The sequence below is a fragment of the Sphingobacterium siyangense genome (assembly GCF_023277505.1).
Lineage (GTDB): Bacteria > Bacteroidota > Bacteroidia > Sphingobacteriales > Sphingobacteriaceae > Sphingobacterium > Sphingobacterium siyangense.
This window is the reverse complement of record NZ_CP080574.1, coordinates 5,418,019-5,434,530: the sequence shown is the minus strand read 5'-3', so window position 1 is coordinate 5,434,530 and position 16,512 is coordinate 5,418,019. Positions and strand designations below refer to the sequence as shown.

Sequence of the window (16,512 nt, the reverse complement as noted above, 5' to 3'; positions counted from 1 at the left end):
TTTAGTTTTTTTTTGTTATCAATATGCTACAAAGGAAAAAAAAGGTTTGATACCTGTATTCAAATGCTCACCTATATTCTAATTATTCATCTCTTAAGCTGTCTACTGGATTAGCTATTGCTGCTTTGATGGATTGATAACTTATAGTCAATAAGGTTATGGTAATAGCTCCCATACCTGCGTATAAAAAAATGTCCCATGTAATCTTGATACGATAGGAATACGAGCTAAGCATATTGTCAGAGATAAAATAAGCTATAGGGAAGGCAATAATGCAGGCAAAAAGTACTAAATAAACAAACTGTTTAGATAACATATTGGTTATTGAAAAAATAGATGCGCCAAGAACTTTGCGGACACCAATTTCTTTGGTTCTGTTCTCTGCCATATATGCAGTTAATCCATATAGTCCTAAGCACGATATAAAAATCGTTAGGATTGCAAAAAGACTGGAAAGTTTCCCTAATTGCTGAAAATCCTTGAATTTTTCAGCATATTCTGTATCCACAAAAGTATATTCAAAAGGGTATTCTGAATTATACTCTTTAAATATTTTTTCTATTCGATTTAAAGCATCTTTAGTTTCTATATTATCATTTATTCTAATGTTGGTTACATTCACTCCAGAATGAATTCCTTGAATGACTAATGGGGTTACTGGATTAAAGGGCGATTCTTGAACAAAATCTTTGATAACTCCTATAATATGCCAATTTCTGCCATCTACAATGGTTTTACCAATGGGATCATCGAAATTAAATACTTTGGCCGCTGATTCATTAATGATCATTGCAGAAGAATCTGTAGGGAATTTTGACAAATCAAAGTCCCTACCTGCAATTAAGTGCAAACCTGCAGTTTTAACTAGATTATCATCTACACCTATTCTTGCGAATATTGTATTGTTACCTTTCGGTTTACCGTCCCAATCCATTGGATTGCTGCTCCAATTTTCGGTTAATGGAGATGAAGTTCTTGAAACATTTGAGGCTACACCTGAGAAAATCAATGCATTTTTAATTAATGCATGGTTTTTTCGTATATCTCCTTGATCCATTATATTTATTAGTCTCTCTTTATTATATCCTAATTCTCTATTTTGTGCGTATTGAATCTGCTTTTGAATAGAAATTGTAGTAATTATCAGAATGATTGCTATACAGAATTGAGAGATTACAAGAACTTTCCTAGGATTAAATTTCTGTTGTACACTTAGTAATTTACCTTTTAGTACTTTGACTGGTATAAATGATGAAAGGTAAAATGCAGGATAGCTTCCAGCCAGAAGACCTGTAATGAATATGAACCCAAGAAAAACAGACCAAAATAATATATTGGTATAAGGGATGGTCAACTTTCTTGAAATTAAATCGCTGAAAGAAGGAAGTACTAGAAATGTTATAATAAGGGATAAAATTCCAGCAATTAAGGCTATAAGGATTGATTCTGTTAAGAATTGACTTATCAATTTACTTTTATTCGCTCCTACCACCTTTCTGACTCCAACTTCTTTAGCCCTTTTTTCACTTTGGGCAGTACTAAGATTCATGAAATTGATACAGGCAATAAGCAAAACAAAACAAGCTATTGCTACAAAAGATTGGACCATTCGAATTCTACTAGAAGTCGGTTTCCCCATATCGGTAAACTTACTATATAACCACTTATTGGCAACAGGTTCGACAAAATTCTCAACTTTTGTTTCTGTATGTCTTTGTAAAAAAAATTTAATGTTTCTGTTAAATTGATCGATGTTTATATTTTTATCCAATTCAACATAAGTTTGAATTGAATTATTTTGCCAAGAATCATCTGAATAACCTAATTTTTCCATTAAAGTCCATGGAACGAAATAAGAGATTTTATTCATAAATGAGTTGTTGGGTATATCTTCAATTATAGCTGAAACGGTAAGAATTTCGGTATTGTTAATCTTAATAGGTTGATTAATGGGGGTTGCATCATTAAATAATCGAATGGCTAATGACTTTGTCAAAACTATTTGATTGGGATTCTTCAAAGCTTCAATTGGATTGCCGACCAAAACTTTAAAATCAAATATGTTTAAAAATGAGCTATCAACAAATGACCCTTGTTCTTTAGAGAGTTTAACTTCACCATTAGTTAATAGAAACCCCGTTCCGTTATTTACTCGGGCGATATTATTAATTTCTGGAAAATCAGTTTTTAAAGCTGCAGCCATGGGTTTAGGAGTATAAAAATGTTGTACTGCAACGCCATCCCATACATCTTTCATGCCTACTTCGTAAATTTGATCAGTGTTTGAATAAAAACGATCGTAAGAAAATTCATTTCTCACCCACAGCATAATCAACATGGCCGACACCATACCTATTGCCAATCCAACAATATTAATCGCTGTAAAGCCCTTGTTCTTCTTAAGATTACGGAAGGCTATTTTTAAATAGTTTTTAAGCATAGTGGATTGTTTTAAGAATATTATTAAATCTTTCAAAAGATTTGCCAATTAATTAATGTGTTGAGTTTTAGTGTTTTATATTATTTTTTGTTTTGAAATGTTCGGTACCGTACATTATTTGTTCGTTTCCGAACAATTCGATATTAACAATCTATACTCCTTTGTAAGGAAAGCTATCACCTTCCGGATCGTTCCCAATGCATATTGGCCATTGCTTTTGAAATATACCGTTCACACCCGTAGAGTTTGCAAAAAATGTCCTTGATCATATCCCTCGGATATTTTGGGTTTATGTCCTCAATATTGCCTTTTGTAAGTTAAAAAAGTGAATATTTCATCTTTATCATTCATGATCAAGTTAAGTTTAAACCCATGCACAAATCGATAGAAAACTGTACTCGCTCTGTAGTGTTCCTGAAAAACTTTGTATTGGTGTGTATTCTTCCGATGTGACAGACCTTGATCTGCAGAATGTCTATAAAATTGATCCCTTCACGCTTGCCAAGACAGCACATGTTTATAAAAATGCATAGCACACCTTGGTTGAACTTCACCAAATCTATTGTAAGAGGCTAAACCAAGGAAAAGATTTGAGAAGGGGAAATGCAAAATGAATATAAAAAAGACTTGAAATTGGTAAATTGGCCAGTATGAAAAAGAACCATTAAGCTGATGATTTCATTTTAAGAGAGACTGGCTTTTCTATTGCATTTACCAACTTTTCTGTCTTCTATAGGCTTTTCATCAAGAAGAGGTCTGATTTCATTGCAGAAATCACCCGCTTTAACGAAAATTTCTATAAATTCATCTCTTACATAAAACTTTGTCTTCTATTGTATTGAATTGATTGTCAAATTTTTAAATATAAAAACAAAACCTTTTTTATATTTTTTGCACTCTACATACCCGTATGCTATGCGCAAAGAAATAGAACTCCAATGATGAATAATAGTTTTTACATTTACGACGTGAGTGGTAAGTATAACCAGATTCTATTTGTTAAATGTGATCTTTAAATTTGCAAAATCACCATCTGAATCATTCCCTGTCCAGAAGCCGATCTTACCTGATGATGCCTTATGTAGTGATTTTACGGTTAGCACAGAAGTTTGCAGTGAATTGACAAATGTGTTAATTGTATCTTTGGTAACGACTATCTTTACATTAAACCAATCGTTTGGGTCGATTACCGTTGGCATGGAAGCTTCATAAATATCCGGAAACTCTTCCCTGAGGTATGGCCAGTCGTTGTCCGGAAGAGATATATACTGCACAGCATGTTTCTTTCGAATAGGGTCCTTAGCTCGAAAATTAAATGGCCTAAAATAAAGAGCTTGGTAAGTAGTATCATTGGTTCCATGGAATGCAATACCTACAAAACTCTCCTGAAGAACATCCTTGCCCCTAACGTCAAATTCAATTGTCCCGGTCTCGAAAAGGATGTCCTTTATCCAGACAACACCTGCATTTGGCTGGCCCTTCACATGAACATAGGTATTTCCTTTACCATCTTTTAAAATTACAAACTCTCTTCTAATGGACTCTAATTTTTCCATTTGCAATAGGGGCTTTGTAAACTGCTGACCGTACAGTTCAACCATAAGATAGAACATTGCTAACAGGGTTAACGTTAATTTGATTTTGATCATAGTATTAAGATTTGATTTTATATTTTTGAGATATTTTGATCAATAATAGAATAATTGAGGACGTTTAACGGTTCATTTCCTGTTCAAATCTGTTCAAGTTCTGAACATTATAAAATATGGCTGAAAATCAACAATATATAGATCGATGTAAATTACTGATCGAAGAAAAATTAGGATGGGAAAATAGCTCCAGTTGGCAATCACAGGACTTTGAAAACCTAAGCGAGCAAATTTTTGTAGAAACAAACACAATAATCAGTTCAAGCACGTTAAAGCGTATATGGGGAAAGGTTCAGTATAAAAGCAGGCCCAACATTAGTACCCTCGATGCATTGTCTAGATTTATCGGTTACTCCAATTGGAGGGATTTTGTAAAATCTTTACCAGGGATCGATAATCCAGAAACTCTTACGTCGCGGCCTAAAAAGTCTATTGACTATTATAGGTTATTCATAATCTTTGGTATAGTGTTTTTTGCAGTCAGCTTTCTCTTGCAGATGAGGTCCAATAAAACCCTTAGTTTCAGCAATGTTAAATTTCAGAGTGAAGCCGTTACAGATGGTGTTCCAAATACTGTGATATTTAAATATGATGCAAGTCAGTCAAATGCCGATAGTGTATTTATACAACAGAATTGGGATGATATGAGAAGGAAAAGGGTGGAGAAATTCCACCACGAACATGCAAGTGTATATTATCTACCTGGATATTATCGAGCCAAGTTAGTTCTCAATGATTCCATTGTAAAGGAACATGACGTCTTTATTGAATCTGAGAAATGGATGGGTGTCCTTTTAAGAGATTCAATTCCTTTCTATTTTCCAGAGGAAATTTACCGACATGACAACTGGCTCGGCATAACTCCCGAAGATTTAGGTCGGGATCTGAACATCTATAACCAAGATGTTCATTCATTTATGCTTACGCATGTGAACAAGGAACTCAGTGTAGATAGCCGATCTTTTTCATTATCGTTGAACGTTCAGAATACCTATGATTATCCTGGAGCCCCTTGTAGACAAACAGAAATAGTCCTTCTCGGTACAGAAGGAGTAATAATCATTCCCCTTTCAAGTCGGGGCTGCATTGGAGATATCAAATTACGAATTGGCAATTTATTTATGGATGGTAGATCAAATGACCTCTCTGCTTTCGGGGTGGATTTTTCTTCCCCCGTTGCTGTTGAATGCTCTGCTTCTTCTGAAAAGATTAAGATCAAACTGAATAACGAATTAGCGTATGAAGGATCATTCAGTAACGGAATAGGGAATATTGTTGGTATACGAATTAAATTTCAGGGTTCGGGACGTTTAGATTCTTTCAAACTTGGCAAAGTTTCTTGATATCCACAGTTGTTTACTTTTTGTTGTCAAAAACTGTACTTTTCCATTGATCACCAAGCAAACAAAAGGGCGGTTGATACTGCTTAAAAAGTATCTCCGAAAAAAACACGAATTTTAAAAAGTGTTTAATTTTTATCATTAGAGTAATATTTTGTGTCTCCCTACTGAGTCCGGAGTATTTCTTGTTTTAAGTGAGATTAGCTTGGAAATTCTAGCAATATAAAGCGACACTTTTATTCCCGTTTTTATTAATTTCCTTATTAAACTGAATTGTTCTTTATAATATTATATTCCCAATATCTGATATCAATAGAATAGGCGATTATATTAAATGAGAATAATCGTATCAATGTTATTCTTATTGGATGTTGCTGATGTAGAGTTTAAATATAAGATTGATTATTACCACTAATATATTGCCATGGCGATTCAAGTATTTTGGATGCCGAATCCTTAAGGAGAAATCGAACTCTCAATGAATATGCTTTAATAGCTTGGTTCATAGTTTTTTATGGGTATAAAAAAGGAGACACTTTCTATGAAGTGTCTCCTTAAGTGGAGCTGGAGAGATTCGAACTCTCGTCCAGTCATGGTACTGTATACGCTTTCTACATGTTTAGCTTCTCTTTAATTGTCGAGCGAGGGAAGGTGAGTCGCTTACCTATACCGTACGCCGTAGTTGCTGTTTCTCACAAGTGCTTAGCAACATCACACTTGCCAGTTCTATTGTTCGATGCCCCGAATGTTAAACCAAAGAACAGGATCTAACGGGACAAATAGCTATGTTAAGTCTAACTTAAGCAGCTAAGGCGTAGTTTTCTTCGCCAGTTATAATTCTGAAAGTTCAGATTAAAGTGCTCTACTAACAACGCACTACATGCTTACATAACCGTCTCCATCCTGTCAATTCCGGTCAACCCCAATTATGTCTTACAAAGGTACAATTTTTTTGCTTAATCAGCAAGATACGTGCGATTCTTGTTTAATGCTTTGGTTCTGAATGGAAAACAAATGATGCTTTAATAAAATAGCTTAAGAATCGAACCTGATTTGATTGGCTGAGTGTTCTGTTACTTTTACAGGGATTTTGATAGGGAGGAAGTTCTTGATGGATTTATGTTTCCAATAAAAAAGCTGGATATAAAATCCAGCTTTTTTATTATTTGATCAATCTAATTATTTGATCAATCCAGCTCTTTTCAACAAAGGTTCTACCGAAGGTTCTTGTCCGCGGAAACGTTTGTAAAGGACCATTGGATGTTCGGTTCCACCTTTTGAAAGAATATTATCCTTGAATTTGGTTGCGATTTCCTGATTGAAAATGCCGTTTTGTTTAAAGTAGTCAAATGCATCGGCATCCAGTACTTCGGCCCATTTGTAGCTGTAATAGCCCGAAGAATAACCGCCATTGAAAATATGGGAGAAGGCCGTGCTCATGGCATTTTCCTTGACATCGGGATAGAGTTTTGTTGAGGCAAACTGTTCATCTTCGAATGCTTTCAGATCCGAGATCGCTGTTGGATCTTGTCCATGCCAGCCCATATCCAATAGACCAAAGCTCAATTGGCGCATTGTTGCCATACCCTCAAGAAATGAAGCGCTTTCGCGGATCTTTTCGACAAGTTCAATCGGGATCACTTCGCCAGTTTCATAGTGTTTGGCAAATAGCTCAAGAGCTTCTTTTTCGTAGCACCAGTTTTCCATCACCTGACTCGGTAACTCGACAAAATCCCAATATACAGAGGTTCCAGATAGTGTAGGATAAGTGCTGTCAGCTAGCATACCATGTAGGGCATGTCCAAATTCGTGAAATAATGTGGTCACTTCCTGAAAGGTCAACAGCGAAGGTTTTGAAGCTGTAGGACGCGTAAAATTGCAAACAATGGAGACATGCGGACGTTCTTGTTTACCCTGTTGAATGTACTGTGGTTTGAAAGATGTCATCCAGGCCCCATTTCTCTTTCCTTTACGTGGGAAGAAATCGGCATAGAAGATAGCGACTAATTCACCGTTGTCTTTACTGACCTCAAATGTTTGTACTTCTTCGTGGTAGGTATCTATTGTATCGACTTCCTTGAAGTTGATGCCAAACAAGCGATGGGCTACTTCAAATGCACCTTGTAAGACATTTTCGAGTTTGAAATAAGGTTTGAGCTTTTCATCGTCCAGATTAAAGCGTTCTTGTTTCAACTTTTCGGCATAATAGGCACCATCCCATTTTTCCAATTGGTCTATGCCATGCATGTTTTTTGCAAATTGGGATAATTCTGCAAATTCTTTCACTGCTGCTGGTTTCGCTTTTCCAAGGAGGTCGTTTAGGAATTCGGTGACTTTGCTTGGGTTTTGCGCCATACGTTCGGCAAGGACAAAGTCTGCATGGGTGGCGTAGCCTAATAATTTGGCCCGTTCGAAGCGCAGTTTTACAATTTTAAGGACATTGTCCACGTTGTTGTGCTCGTTGTCCTGAAAAGCTTTACGGCCTGCGGCGAGGGTAATTTCTTTGCGAAGTTCCCGATTGTCGGCATAAGTGACAAAAGGAAGATAGCTCGGGAAATCCAGGGTAAAAAGCCAGCCTTCTTTTTCGTTGGCTTTAGCCAAAGCATGGGCAGCTTCTACAGCACCCTCTGGAAGTCCGGCAAGATCTTTTTCGTCTGTTACCAACAGCTGATAGGCATTGGTTTCGGCCAGGACATTCTCTCCAAATTTCAATTTTAAAAGTGATAGCTCAGCATCTATTTCGCGGAGCTTTTCTTTCTGTTCATCATTTAAAAGTGCGCCGTTGCGTACAAAATCCTTATAGGATTTTTCCAATAAGGTGGTTTGCTCTGCTGTCAATGTCAGTTGATCCTTCTGATCGTATACAGCCTTAACCCTTTTGAAAAGATCGAAATTTAAGGTGATATCATTACCTAAAGCAGATAGTTTTGGGGCGACATCCTGTGCGATCTTTTCGAGATCAGCATTGGTTTCAGCGGAATGGAGATTGAAAAATATATTGGACAAACGATCTAGTGTCTGTCCAGAGTAGGACATAGCAGCGATGGTATTGTCAAAAGTTGCCGTTTCGGGATTGTTGACGATAGCATCGACTTCATCTTTTGTCCTCTGAATAGCTTCATCAAATGCGGGAATATAATCTTCGTTTTTTATCTGTGAAAACGGAGCCGTGTCGTGCTGCGTTTTAAATTTCTCTGTTAAAATACTCATAGGAGTAAATGTAATAAATATTTATTTTAAGCGATAACATCTGCTTAAATTATGGGGCTGAGATGATATTTGACCGAATAGGCGGTTAGGCTGTGCCGAAAATTTAGGAGGAAAATTAGAACTGCATAAAAAAAGAGCTCAGAGGAGCTCTTTTTTATATTTGGATAGGAGATTAGGCCAGTTTTCCTAATGCTTCTTTGATTCTTTTTAAAGCTTCGATCAAACTTTCGTCTGAGGCTGCATAAGACAAGCGGATGTAATTGTCGTTACCGAATGAATCTCCACCTACTGTAGCTACGTGACCAACATTCAATAAGTACAATGCCAAATCAGATGAGTTTTTAATGACATTACCATCTTGGTCTTTTTTACCAAAGAACGAAGAGATTTCTGGGAAGAAATAGAATGCACCCTCTGGAAGATTTGTTCTTACGCCAGGGATTTCAGTTAATAGATCGTATACCAATTGGCGACGACGAGCGAAAGCTTCTTTCATTTTGTTGACAGATTCTAATCCCTGTTCATAAGCGACGATACCCGCACGTTGAGAAATTGAACATGTACCTGAGGTTGTCTGTCCTTGTAATTTATCATTCGCGGCAGCAATGGTTTTGTTGGCAGCGATATAACCTAAACGCCATCCCGTCATTGCAAATGCTTTTGAAAAGCCATTGATGATAATTACTCTATCTTTGATGCTTTCAAATTGTGCGATGGATTCGTGTTTGTCTACAAAGTTGATATGTTCGTAGATTTCATCGGATAGGATAAATACCTGTGGATGTTTTTCGAAAACTTCGGCTAATGCAGCCAATTCATCTTTGCTGTAAACTGTTCCTGTAGGGTTGTTTGGCGAAGAGAACATAAACAATTTGGTTTTTGGTGTAATTGCCGCCTCCAATTGTGCTGGTGTAATCTTAAAGTTATTGTCGATCTCTGTATTGATAAATACCGATTTTCCTTCTGCTAAAACGACCATTTCGGAGTATGATACCCAATATGGTGTTGGGATAATTACCTCATCACCTGGGTTGATCAAAGTCAAAATTACATTAGACAGGGATTGTTTCGCACCTGTAGAAACAACAATTTGAGAGATATCATAATCTAAATTGTTTTCTGTCTTCAACTTGTTTACAATTGCCTGGCGCAATTCAGGGTATCCCGGTACCGGCGAATAACGCGTCCAGTTTTCATCTAGGGCTTTCTTCGCTGCATCTTTTACATGCTCAGGGGTGTTGAAATCAGGTTCACCTACGCTAAGGCTAATTACATTAACGCCTTTTGCTGCTAATTCGCGGCCCAACTTGGTCATTTTAAGTGTAGCCGATTCGGACAAATTATTTATCCTGTCTGATAAGTATGATGATGTGCTCATGGTAAGACAAAGATATTATATACGTTGCAAATAATCTTCTTTATTTTTGAGAATTTACAAAGAAAAGTAGCTCTTTTATTGGGCTTTTTTAATAAAAGGGCAGTTGAAGCGATTTAGCACAGTTATTTAATTGATCCCTGATGTTGGATGTTCAAAACTAATCGTTCTGATTTGTCGTTATATCTTTACCTTTGCGCTCACAAAAATGCTGGCTAGTCCTCATTTCATCATTAGCTCATAGAAGGTTTCATATAGAAGATAAGCATCATGTCAAGACAAAGAAGATTGGTTTTATTATCGCTTTTTACGGGAATAGGTTTGATGATTGTGAAGTTTTTTGCCTACTTTTTAACGGACTCCAGTGCAATCTTTACAGATGCGGCAGAGAGTATCGTTAATGTGATTGCTTCGGGTTTTGCATTTTATAGTATTTATCTTTCGGCGCAGCCTAAGGATGAGAATCATCCCTACGGGCATGGTAAAGTGGAATTCTTTTCGGTGTTTTTAGAAGGTGGACTTATTTTTATCGCCGGCGCCATTATCTTAGCCAAGGCTTGTTACAATCTTTTCTTTCCTGCAGCGTTAACACACCTTGAACAAGGGATTTATCTAATTGGTATTACATCTGTGATAAATTTTGCAGTAGGATTCTATATCATGAAGCGTGGACGTGCATTGGGGTCTATTACCTTGGTGGCGGACGGAAAACATCTGCAGGTAGATGCCTATAGTACGGTCGGATTGATACTGGGTTTACTATTGATGAGACTGACAGGTTTCCAATGGATCGATGTGGTCATTTCAATTGTACTGGGGCTTTTTATCCTCTTCAATGGTTATAAGCTACTTCGCCAATCGATCGGTGGATTGATGGATGAATCGGATACAGCGCTCGTACAGGATGTAGTCGAAATCTTGGAGCGCAATCGGAAAGATGAATGGATTGATGTTCATAATCTTCGTGTACAGCGCTATGGGAACGAACTCCATGTGGATTGCCATCTCACACTACCCCGTTACCTTGACCTGATCCAGGTGCATGATGAAATTTCTGCTGTAGATAAGATTGTCAATAAGGAAATGTCGGTACGGACCGAATTTTTCGTTCATGCGGATCCTTGTCTTCCACAGTGCTGCCAATATTGTCAGGTCGGCAATTGTCCAATTCGTTCGGAGCAATTTCGGGGACGAATTTCTTGGGACACAGACAATGTTACACGAAATCAGAAACATTTTTTATATGCTATTGCTGAATAGCGGATGCAGTTTCTACCGTTCTTAGTAGGAATAGTGTCTAGTCTGATTTCTTCGCGTATAGTAAACTAAAAAAAAGCTAGTTTATATAAATATATATAAAAAAAGGTATCTTTGCCTTTTAGCAAAAGAGTTTAAAAATCCTATATGAAGCACATTCGTAATTTCTGTATTATTGCGCATATTGACCATGGCAAAAGTACTTTGGCAGACCGCCTTTTAGAGTATACCAATACCATCAGTCAGCGTGAGGCACAGGCACAATTACTTGATAATATGGATTTGGAACGTGAACGTGGTATTACGATCAAGAGTCACGCCATCCAAATGAATTATAAAAGAGATGGTCAGGAATATATCTTGAACCTGATTGATACCCCGGGACACGTGGATTTTTCTTATGAGGTGTCGCGTTCAATTGCTGCCTGCGAGGGCGCTTTGTTGATCGTTGATGCATCTCAAGGTATTCAGGCGCAAACGATTTCAAATTTATACCTAGCGTTGGAACATGATTTGGAAATCATCCCAATTCTCAACAAAATGGACCTTCCTGGTGCTATGCCGGAAGAAGTCAAAGATCAGATTGTGGATTTGATCGGTGGTGACCGCGATGCGATTATTCCTGCATCTGGTAAAACAGGTCTTGGTGTTCCGGATATTTTGGAAGCTATTGTTGACCGTATTCCACATCCAGTTGGTGATCCTGATGGACCTTTGCAAGCCTTGATTTTTGACTCTGTTTTCAACTCATTCCGTGGTATCATGGCTTATTTTAAAGTTGAAAATGGTGAAATCCGCAAGGGCGACCGCGTGAAATTTGTTGCTACTGGGAAAGAATATTTTGCCGATGAAATTGGTACACTGAAGTTGAATCAAGTACCTAAAGAAGTCATTAAGACCGGTGATGTAGGTTATATTATCTCTGGTATCAAGGAGGCACGTGAAGTGAAAGTAGGGGATACCATTACGCATAAAGATCGCCCTTGTTCTGAGGCTATCCAAGGGTTTGAAGAGGTGAAACCGATGGTCTTTGCGGGTATTTATCCTGTAGATACGGAGGATTACGAGGAGTTGCGTGAATCGATGCACCGTTTGCAGCTAAACGATGCTTCTTTGGTGTTTGAACCAGAGTCGTCGGCAGCCTTGGGTTTCGGTTTCCGTTGTGGTTTCTTGGGTATGCTTCACATGGAGATTATTCAAGAACGCCTAGAGCGCGAGTTTGATATGACGGTGATCACGACAGTTCCCAACGTATCCTATAAGGCCTATATGACCAAAGATAAAGAGGAAGTGATCGTACATAATCCTTCTGATCTACCTGATCCAAGTAAATTGGATTCAATCGAAGAGCCATATATCAAAGCTAATATTATTACGAAATCGGATTTCGTTGGACCAATTATGTCACTTTGTATCCAAAAACGCGGTACGATCATGAACCAGCATTATTTGACTTCAGATCGTGTTGAATTGGTTTTTGAAATGCCAATGGGAGAAATTGTATTTGACTTTTATGATAAGTTGAAAACAATCTCTAAAGGTTACGCTTCATTTGATTACCACCAGATTGGTTATCGCAAGTCAGATTTGGTAAAACTGGATATTCGATTGAACGATGAACCTGTAGATGCCTTGTCATCGTTGATACATCGGAGCAACGCGTATGATTTTGGTAAAAAGATCTGTGAAAAACTAAAAGAACTGTTACCCCGTCAACAATTTGAAATTCGTATCCAGGCGTCAATCGGTGCAAAGATTATTGCCCGGGAGACGATCTCAGCTTTACGTAAAGATGTTACGGCAAAATGTTATGGTGGTGATATCTCCCGGAAGCGTAAGCTTTTGGAAAAACAAAAGAAAGGTAAGAAACGCATGCGTCAGGTTGGGAACGTAGAGATTCCGCAATCTGCATTTATGGCGGTATTGAAATTAGATTAATCAAAATAACACAATAATAAAGGAGCTCTTGGGCTCCTTTTAAATACAATAAAATCTCCTAAACATGAATCTTTTAGATGGTAAACTAGTTTCCGAAAAAATTAAAGAGCAAATTGCGTTAGATGCGGCTGAATTTACGACACAGACTGGCCGTAAGCCTCATCTGGTTGCTATCCTTGTGGGGAATGATGGTGGTAGCGAAACCTATGTAGCTAGCAAAATGCGCAACTGTCAACTGGTCGGCTTTGAATCAACAAACATTCGTTATGATGAAAACATAACAGAGGATGAATTGATCGCTAAGGTCAAAGAAATCAATCAGGATGAGTCTATCGATGGTTTGATTGTGCAGTTGCCTTTACCAAAACATATTGATCCAGATAAAGTTACCGAAGCAATTGATTACCGCAAAGATGTTGATGGTTTCCATCCGATCAACCTGGGACGTATGCAACGTAATCTTCCTTGTTTTATTCCAGCTACGCCATATGGTATTATGTTGATGTTGGAATATTATAAGATCGATACAGCAGGCAAGCACGCTGTAGTGGTTGGAAGAAGTAATATTGTGGGATCGCCAATGAGTATCTTACTGGCTCGTAATTCCAATCCAGGTAATTGTACTGTGACATTAACACATAGTCGCACAAAAGACCTTAAAACAGAGGTTTTGCGGGGTGATATCATTGTTGCAGCAATCGGTAAGAAAAATTTTGTTACAGCAGATATGGTTAAAGACGGTGCGGTTGTGATTGATGTCGGTATTAATAGAGAAACTTCTACAGCTACAAAATCTGGTTTTAAGCTATTTGGTGATGTCGATTTTGAAAATGTTGCTCCTAAAGCATCCTGGATTACACCGGTACCGGGCGGAGTTGGGTTAATGACAATCGTGGGTTTATTGAAAAATACGTTAGAAGCTGCGAAAGGAACAATCTATCCGAAGCAATAATTTTGTCTAATTGGCATAGAAGTTGTAAATTGATGTATACGTGCTCTGATGAGCCGTTGAAAACTACACTCATAAATCAATTTATAATGAAAAAAATTGCACTTTTAGCAGTCGTAGCAGGAGCATTGGTCATGTCTTCTTGCAACAATTCGGAGAAAAAAGACACTACAGCGACAGATTCGGCAAAAACAGTCGGTGAGCATGTAGATGCGGCAATCGCAGATTTAAAAAATGCGGAGGAAAATGCCCGTTTGAAAGCAGAACAAGCGAAAAAGGATTTGGATGAAGCTATCGCGAAAGGCGATAAAGCCGCCGAGGAAAAAGCTCGAGCTGCTTCTGAAGAAGCTAACACAGCTTGGGAGAAAACCAAGGATGCTTTGCGTAATGCTGGAGAGGATGTAAAAGAGGGATTGAAAGATGCAAAAGATGCGACAGTAGATGCGACAAATACAGCTGTTGATAAAACAAAAGACGCTGCAAAAGATGTCGCTGACGGTACGAAGAAAGTTGCAAATGATGTTGCTACCGGAACCAAGGAGGCTGCTAAAGATGTAAAAGATGCTTCCAAAAAAGTAGGTGACGATATTAGTCGGAAAGCTAAAAATGTAGGTGAAGCGTTGAAAAATTAGTTGACATATTTCATTTGAACGATAGGAAAGGGGAGCACTTTTTTGAGTGCTCCCCTTTTTATATCACATCTTTATAACGTTGGCTTAAATAAGCTTATTGGTAGTAATCCCATAACAATTTGGAAAGTTTACGGGTTAGTACCTCTGCTTCATTTGTTTTTCCCCAGCTTTTATCTGTATTGTTCTTAGTGAAAATACTGAAAACGTAATCTCCTTTCGGCGCATTGACCAAAATGACCTCATTGCGTACGTCATCTAAAGAGCCTGTTTTTGAAGCTGTTTTAACAGTGGATGGGATTTGCGATAGCCCTCTTTCATCATAGAACATGTTGCCCATAAAACGATACATCTGATCGGAAGATTTTTGGGATACAACTTTGCCTTGTCGGATCCGTGTGACCAAGTCGGCCATTTCTTTTGGTGTAGTTTGGCCCCAACCATATCTTTCCCAATCCGGCTTCCGTCCCTCTGTCTGTGAGTTGACACGTGTGTGGGCCAGTTGAAGATCGCTCATTAATTTATTGATCGCGACACCTCCGCCCGCAAGTTTTTGATTCCAAATGCTGGTTACATTATCACTATAAGATAGCATAAGCGCAACCAAGGTTTTCAGATCAACTTGTGTACTGTCCTTAAAAAATTGCATCAGCCCTGAGCCACCATATCGTTGACTAGCACGGTAGAGCAGTTGCTGATCAAGTTGTAGTTCACCTTTTTCAATTTTATCAAATATGCCGACTAAAATGGGGATTTTGACAATGCTTGCTGTCGGGAAAATGCTGTCGCCCTGGATGTTGACTTCTTTGTTTTTTTTGAGATGGTGTACATAAATGCCAACATCGCCTTGAAAACCCTGAATCAGCTGTTTAATCTGTGATTCGAGTTTTTTATCGGTAGCGGCTTTTTGACCAAAGGACAGTAATGATGAGAATAGTAACGCAAATGATAGGAATATTTTGTGCATTGTGAAGATATAATATATGTTAAATGTGGTGGATAATAGTTATTTTTATTGTTTATAGGGCTTAAGTTATGAAATATCCATGATTCGTACGCACAGACATCGATGAAAAATAAACTGGATATACTAGCACGGACATTGAAGACTGATTTTGACTATGAAATTATTTATGATTTTGATCGGTTGTAAACCGAAAAATAGACGGACAGAACAGCATGACATTTTCTTTGGTATTGGTAATGAGCTCAAGGATTTTGTCGATCCCATTAAAGATTTTTGGCCAGAGGCTGACGGTAAAATTCACATTGATGCGTACCGTATTGTCCATAAGATTGGGGAATATGAGATCAAGGTTACTGAAAGGGGGAATGAACAGGCTATTGATTCGGAATTGAAGTTGTTTTTTGTCAATTTAGGTGGCTACAAACCGAATGAATTTGACGAGTTCCATTACAAAGAACTTATTGTAGCATCTAGTTTGGCCAAGGCGACTGAAAAGGCAAAACGCACTGTTTTTTGGAAGCACCACAGTTCGGCACATATCGATGATAAGTACGGTTTGGATGTTGATGATATTTATGAGATAGAAGATTTGCTATTACCTCATGATAAAGAGCTGTATAGTATTCAAATTACGCCAAAGATCGGTCTAGAAGAAGATACCATTGCGAATGGATATTTTAAACTGAATGCGCTGTAATAAGAATGTGTTATTGGATTTCTTAAACATAAAAAAGGCTTCTTTATTAAGAAGCCTTTTT

11 protein-coding genes and 1 other RNA gene are annotated in these 16,512 nt (G+C 37.8%); 6 read left to right on the top strand and 6 right to left on the bottom strand.

Annotated features, from left to right (window positions below; translation table 11 throughout):
* Positions 1-82: 82 nt before the first annotated feature.
* On the bottom strand, positions 83-2,440 hold the full coding sequence (locus tag K2F45_RS22935) for an ABC transporter permease (RefSeq protein ID WP_248932498.1): 2,358 nt from the start codon (positions 2,438-2,440) through the stop codon (positions 83-85).
* Between the two features lie 992 nt (positions 2,441-3,432).
* Positions 3,433-4,089 (bottom strand): hypothetical protein, encoded by a 657-nt coding sequence (locus tag K2F45_RS22930; RefSeq protein WP_248932497.1) that lies wholly within the window; start codon positions 4,087-4,089, stop codon positions 3,433-3,435.
* A 116-nt stretch (positions 4,090-4,205) separates the two neighbouring features.
* Here K2F45_RS22930 and K2F45_RS22925 point away from each other — a divergent pair, with 116 nt between their 5' ends.
* Positions 4,206-5,432: a hypothetical protein gene (locus tag K2F45_RS22925; RefSeq protein WP_248932496.1), complete on the top strand. Its 1,227-nt coding sequence runs from the start codon at positions 4,206-4,208 to the stop codon at positions 5,430-5,432.
* Positions 5,433-5,985: 553 nt separating this feature from the next.
* Here the strand turns inward: K2F45_RS22925 and ssrA are convergent.
* The 3 genes from ssrA to K2F45_RS22910 form a co-directional block, all read right to left on the bottom strand.
* Positions 5,986-6,353: a transfer-messenger RNA gene (gene ssrA, locus K2F45_RS22920) on the bottom strand.
* A 255-nt stretch (positions 6,354-6,608) separates the two neighbouring features.
* Positions 6,609-8,639 carry a M3 family metallopeptidase gene (locus K2F45_RS22915; protein ID WP_248932495.1) on the bottom strand — a complete coding sequence of 677 codons (2,031 nt, stop codon included), beginning with the start codon at positions 8,637-8,639 and terminating at the stop codon, positions 6,609-6,611.
* Positions 8,640-8,811: 172 nt separating this feature from the next.
* Positions 8,812-10,017, bottom strand: coding sequence for a pyridoxal phosphate-dependent aminotransferase (locus tag K2F45_RS22910; protein ID WP_232475608.1), 1,206 nt, complete (start codon positions 10,015-10,017; stop codon positions 8,812-8,814).
* A gap of 267 nt (positions 10,018-10,284) precedes the next feature.
* On the opposite strand from K2F45_RS22910, the gene K2F45_RS22905 reads away from it, so the two are divergent.
* The 4 genes from K2F45_RS22905 (at position 10,285) to K2F45_RS22890 (ending at position 14,790) form a co-directional block, all read left to right on the top strand.
* Positions 10,285-11,274, top strand: coding sequence for a cation diffusion facilitator family transporter (locus K2F45_RS22905; RefSeq protein WP_075994054.1), 990 nt, complete (start codon positions 10,285-10,287; stop codon positions 11,272-11,274).
* Between the two features lie 144 nt (positions 11,275-11,418).
* Entirely contained in the window at positions 11,419-13,209 is a 1,791-nt protein-coding gene (lepA, locus tag K2F45_RS22900) for a translation elongation factor 4 (RefSeq protein ID WP_046672392.1), read from the top strand.
* A 64-nt stretch (positions 13,210-13,273) separates the two neighbouring features.
* Positions 13,274-14,161 carry a bifunctional 5,10-methylenetetrahydrofolate dehydrogenase/5,10-methenyltetrahydrofolate cyclohydrolase gene (locus K2F45_RS22895; RefSeq protein ID WP_075994053.1) on the top strand — a complete coding sequence of 296 codons (888 nt, stop codon included), beginning with the start codon at positions 13,274-13,276 and terminating at the stop codon, positions 14,159-14,161.
* An 86-nt stretch (positions 14,162-14,247) separates the two neighbouring features.
* Positions 14,248-14,790: a hypothetical protein gene (locus K2F45_RS22890; RefSeq protein ID WP_115046770.1), complete on the top strand. Its 543-nt coding sequence runs from the start codon at positions 14,248-14,250 to the stop codon at positions 14,788-14,790.
* Positions 14,791-14,884: 94 nt separating this feature from the next.
* Here K2F45_RS22890 and K2F45_RS22885 read toward each other — a convergent pair whose 3' ends face one another.
* Complete coding sequence (locus tag K2F45_RS22885; RefSeq protein WP_075994051.1) at positions 14,885-15,754, bottom strand: serine hydrolase; 870 nt, start codon at positions 15,752-15,754, stop codon at positions 14,885-14,887.
* A gap of 154 nt (positions 15,755-15,908) precedes the next feature.
* On the opposite strand from K2F45_RS22885, the gene K2F45_RS22880 reads away from it, so the two are divergent.
* Positions 15,909-16,451, top strand: a complete 543-nt coding sequence (locus K2F45_RS22880; RefSeq protein ID WP_198385983.1) for a DUF1543 domain-containing protein — start codon at positions 15,909-15,911, stop codon at positions 16,449-16,451.
* Positions 16,452-16,512 lie beyond the last annotated feature (61 nt).

Coding starts and splice junctions, on each gene's coding strand:
- K2F45_RS22935 (WP_248932498.1), bottom strand. CDS start 2,440: ATGCTTAAAAACTATTTAAAAATAGCCTTCCGTAATCTTAAGAAGAAC.
- K2F45_RS22905 (WP_075994054.1), top strand. CDS start 10,285: ATGTCAAGACAAAGAAGATTGGTTTTATTATCGCTTTTTACGGGAATA.
- K2F45_RS22890 (WP_115046770.1), top strand. CDS start 14,248: ATGAAAAAAATTGCACTTTTAGCAGTCGTAGCAGGAGCATTGGTCATG.
- lepA (WP_046672392.1), top strand. CDS start 11,419: ATGAAGCACATTCGTAATTTCTGTATTATTGCGCATATTGACCATGGC.
- K2F45_RS22895 (WP_075994053.1), top strand. CDS start 13,274: ATGAATCTTTTAGATGGTAAACTAGTTTCCGAAAAAATTAAAGAGCAA.
- K2F45_RS22925 (WP_248932496.1), top strand. CDS start 4,206: ATGGCTGAAAATCAACAATATATAGATCGATGTAAATTACTGATCGAA.
- K2F45_RS22930 (WP_248932497.1), bottom strand. CDS start 4,089: ATGATCAAAATCAAATTAACGTTAACCCTGTTAGCAATGTTCTATCTT.
- K2F45_RS22885 (WP_075994051.1), bottom strand. CDS start 15,754: ATGCACAAAATATTCCTATCATTTGCGTTACTATTCTCATCATTACTG.
- K2F45_RS22915 (WP_248932495.1), bottom strand. CDS start 8,639: ATGAGTATTTTAACAGAGAAATTTAAAACGCAGCACGACACGGCTCCG.
- K2F45_RS22910 (WP_232475608.1), bottom strand. CDS start 10,017: ATGAGCACATCATCATACTTATCAGACAGGATAAATAATTTGTCCGAA.
- K2F45_RS22880 (WP_198385983.1), top strand. CDS start 15,909: ATGAAATTATTTATGATTTTGATCGGTTGTAAACCGAAAAATAGACGG.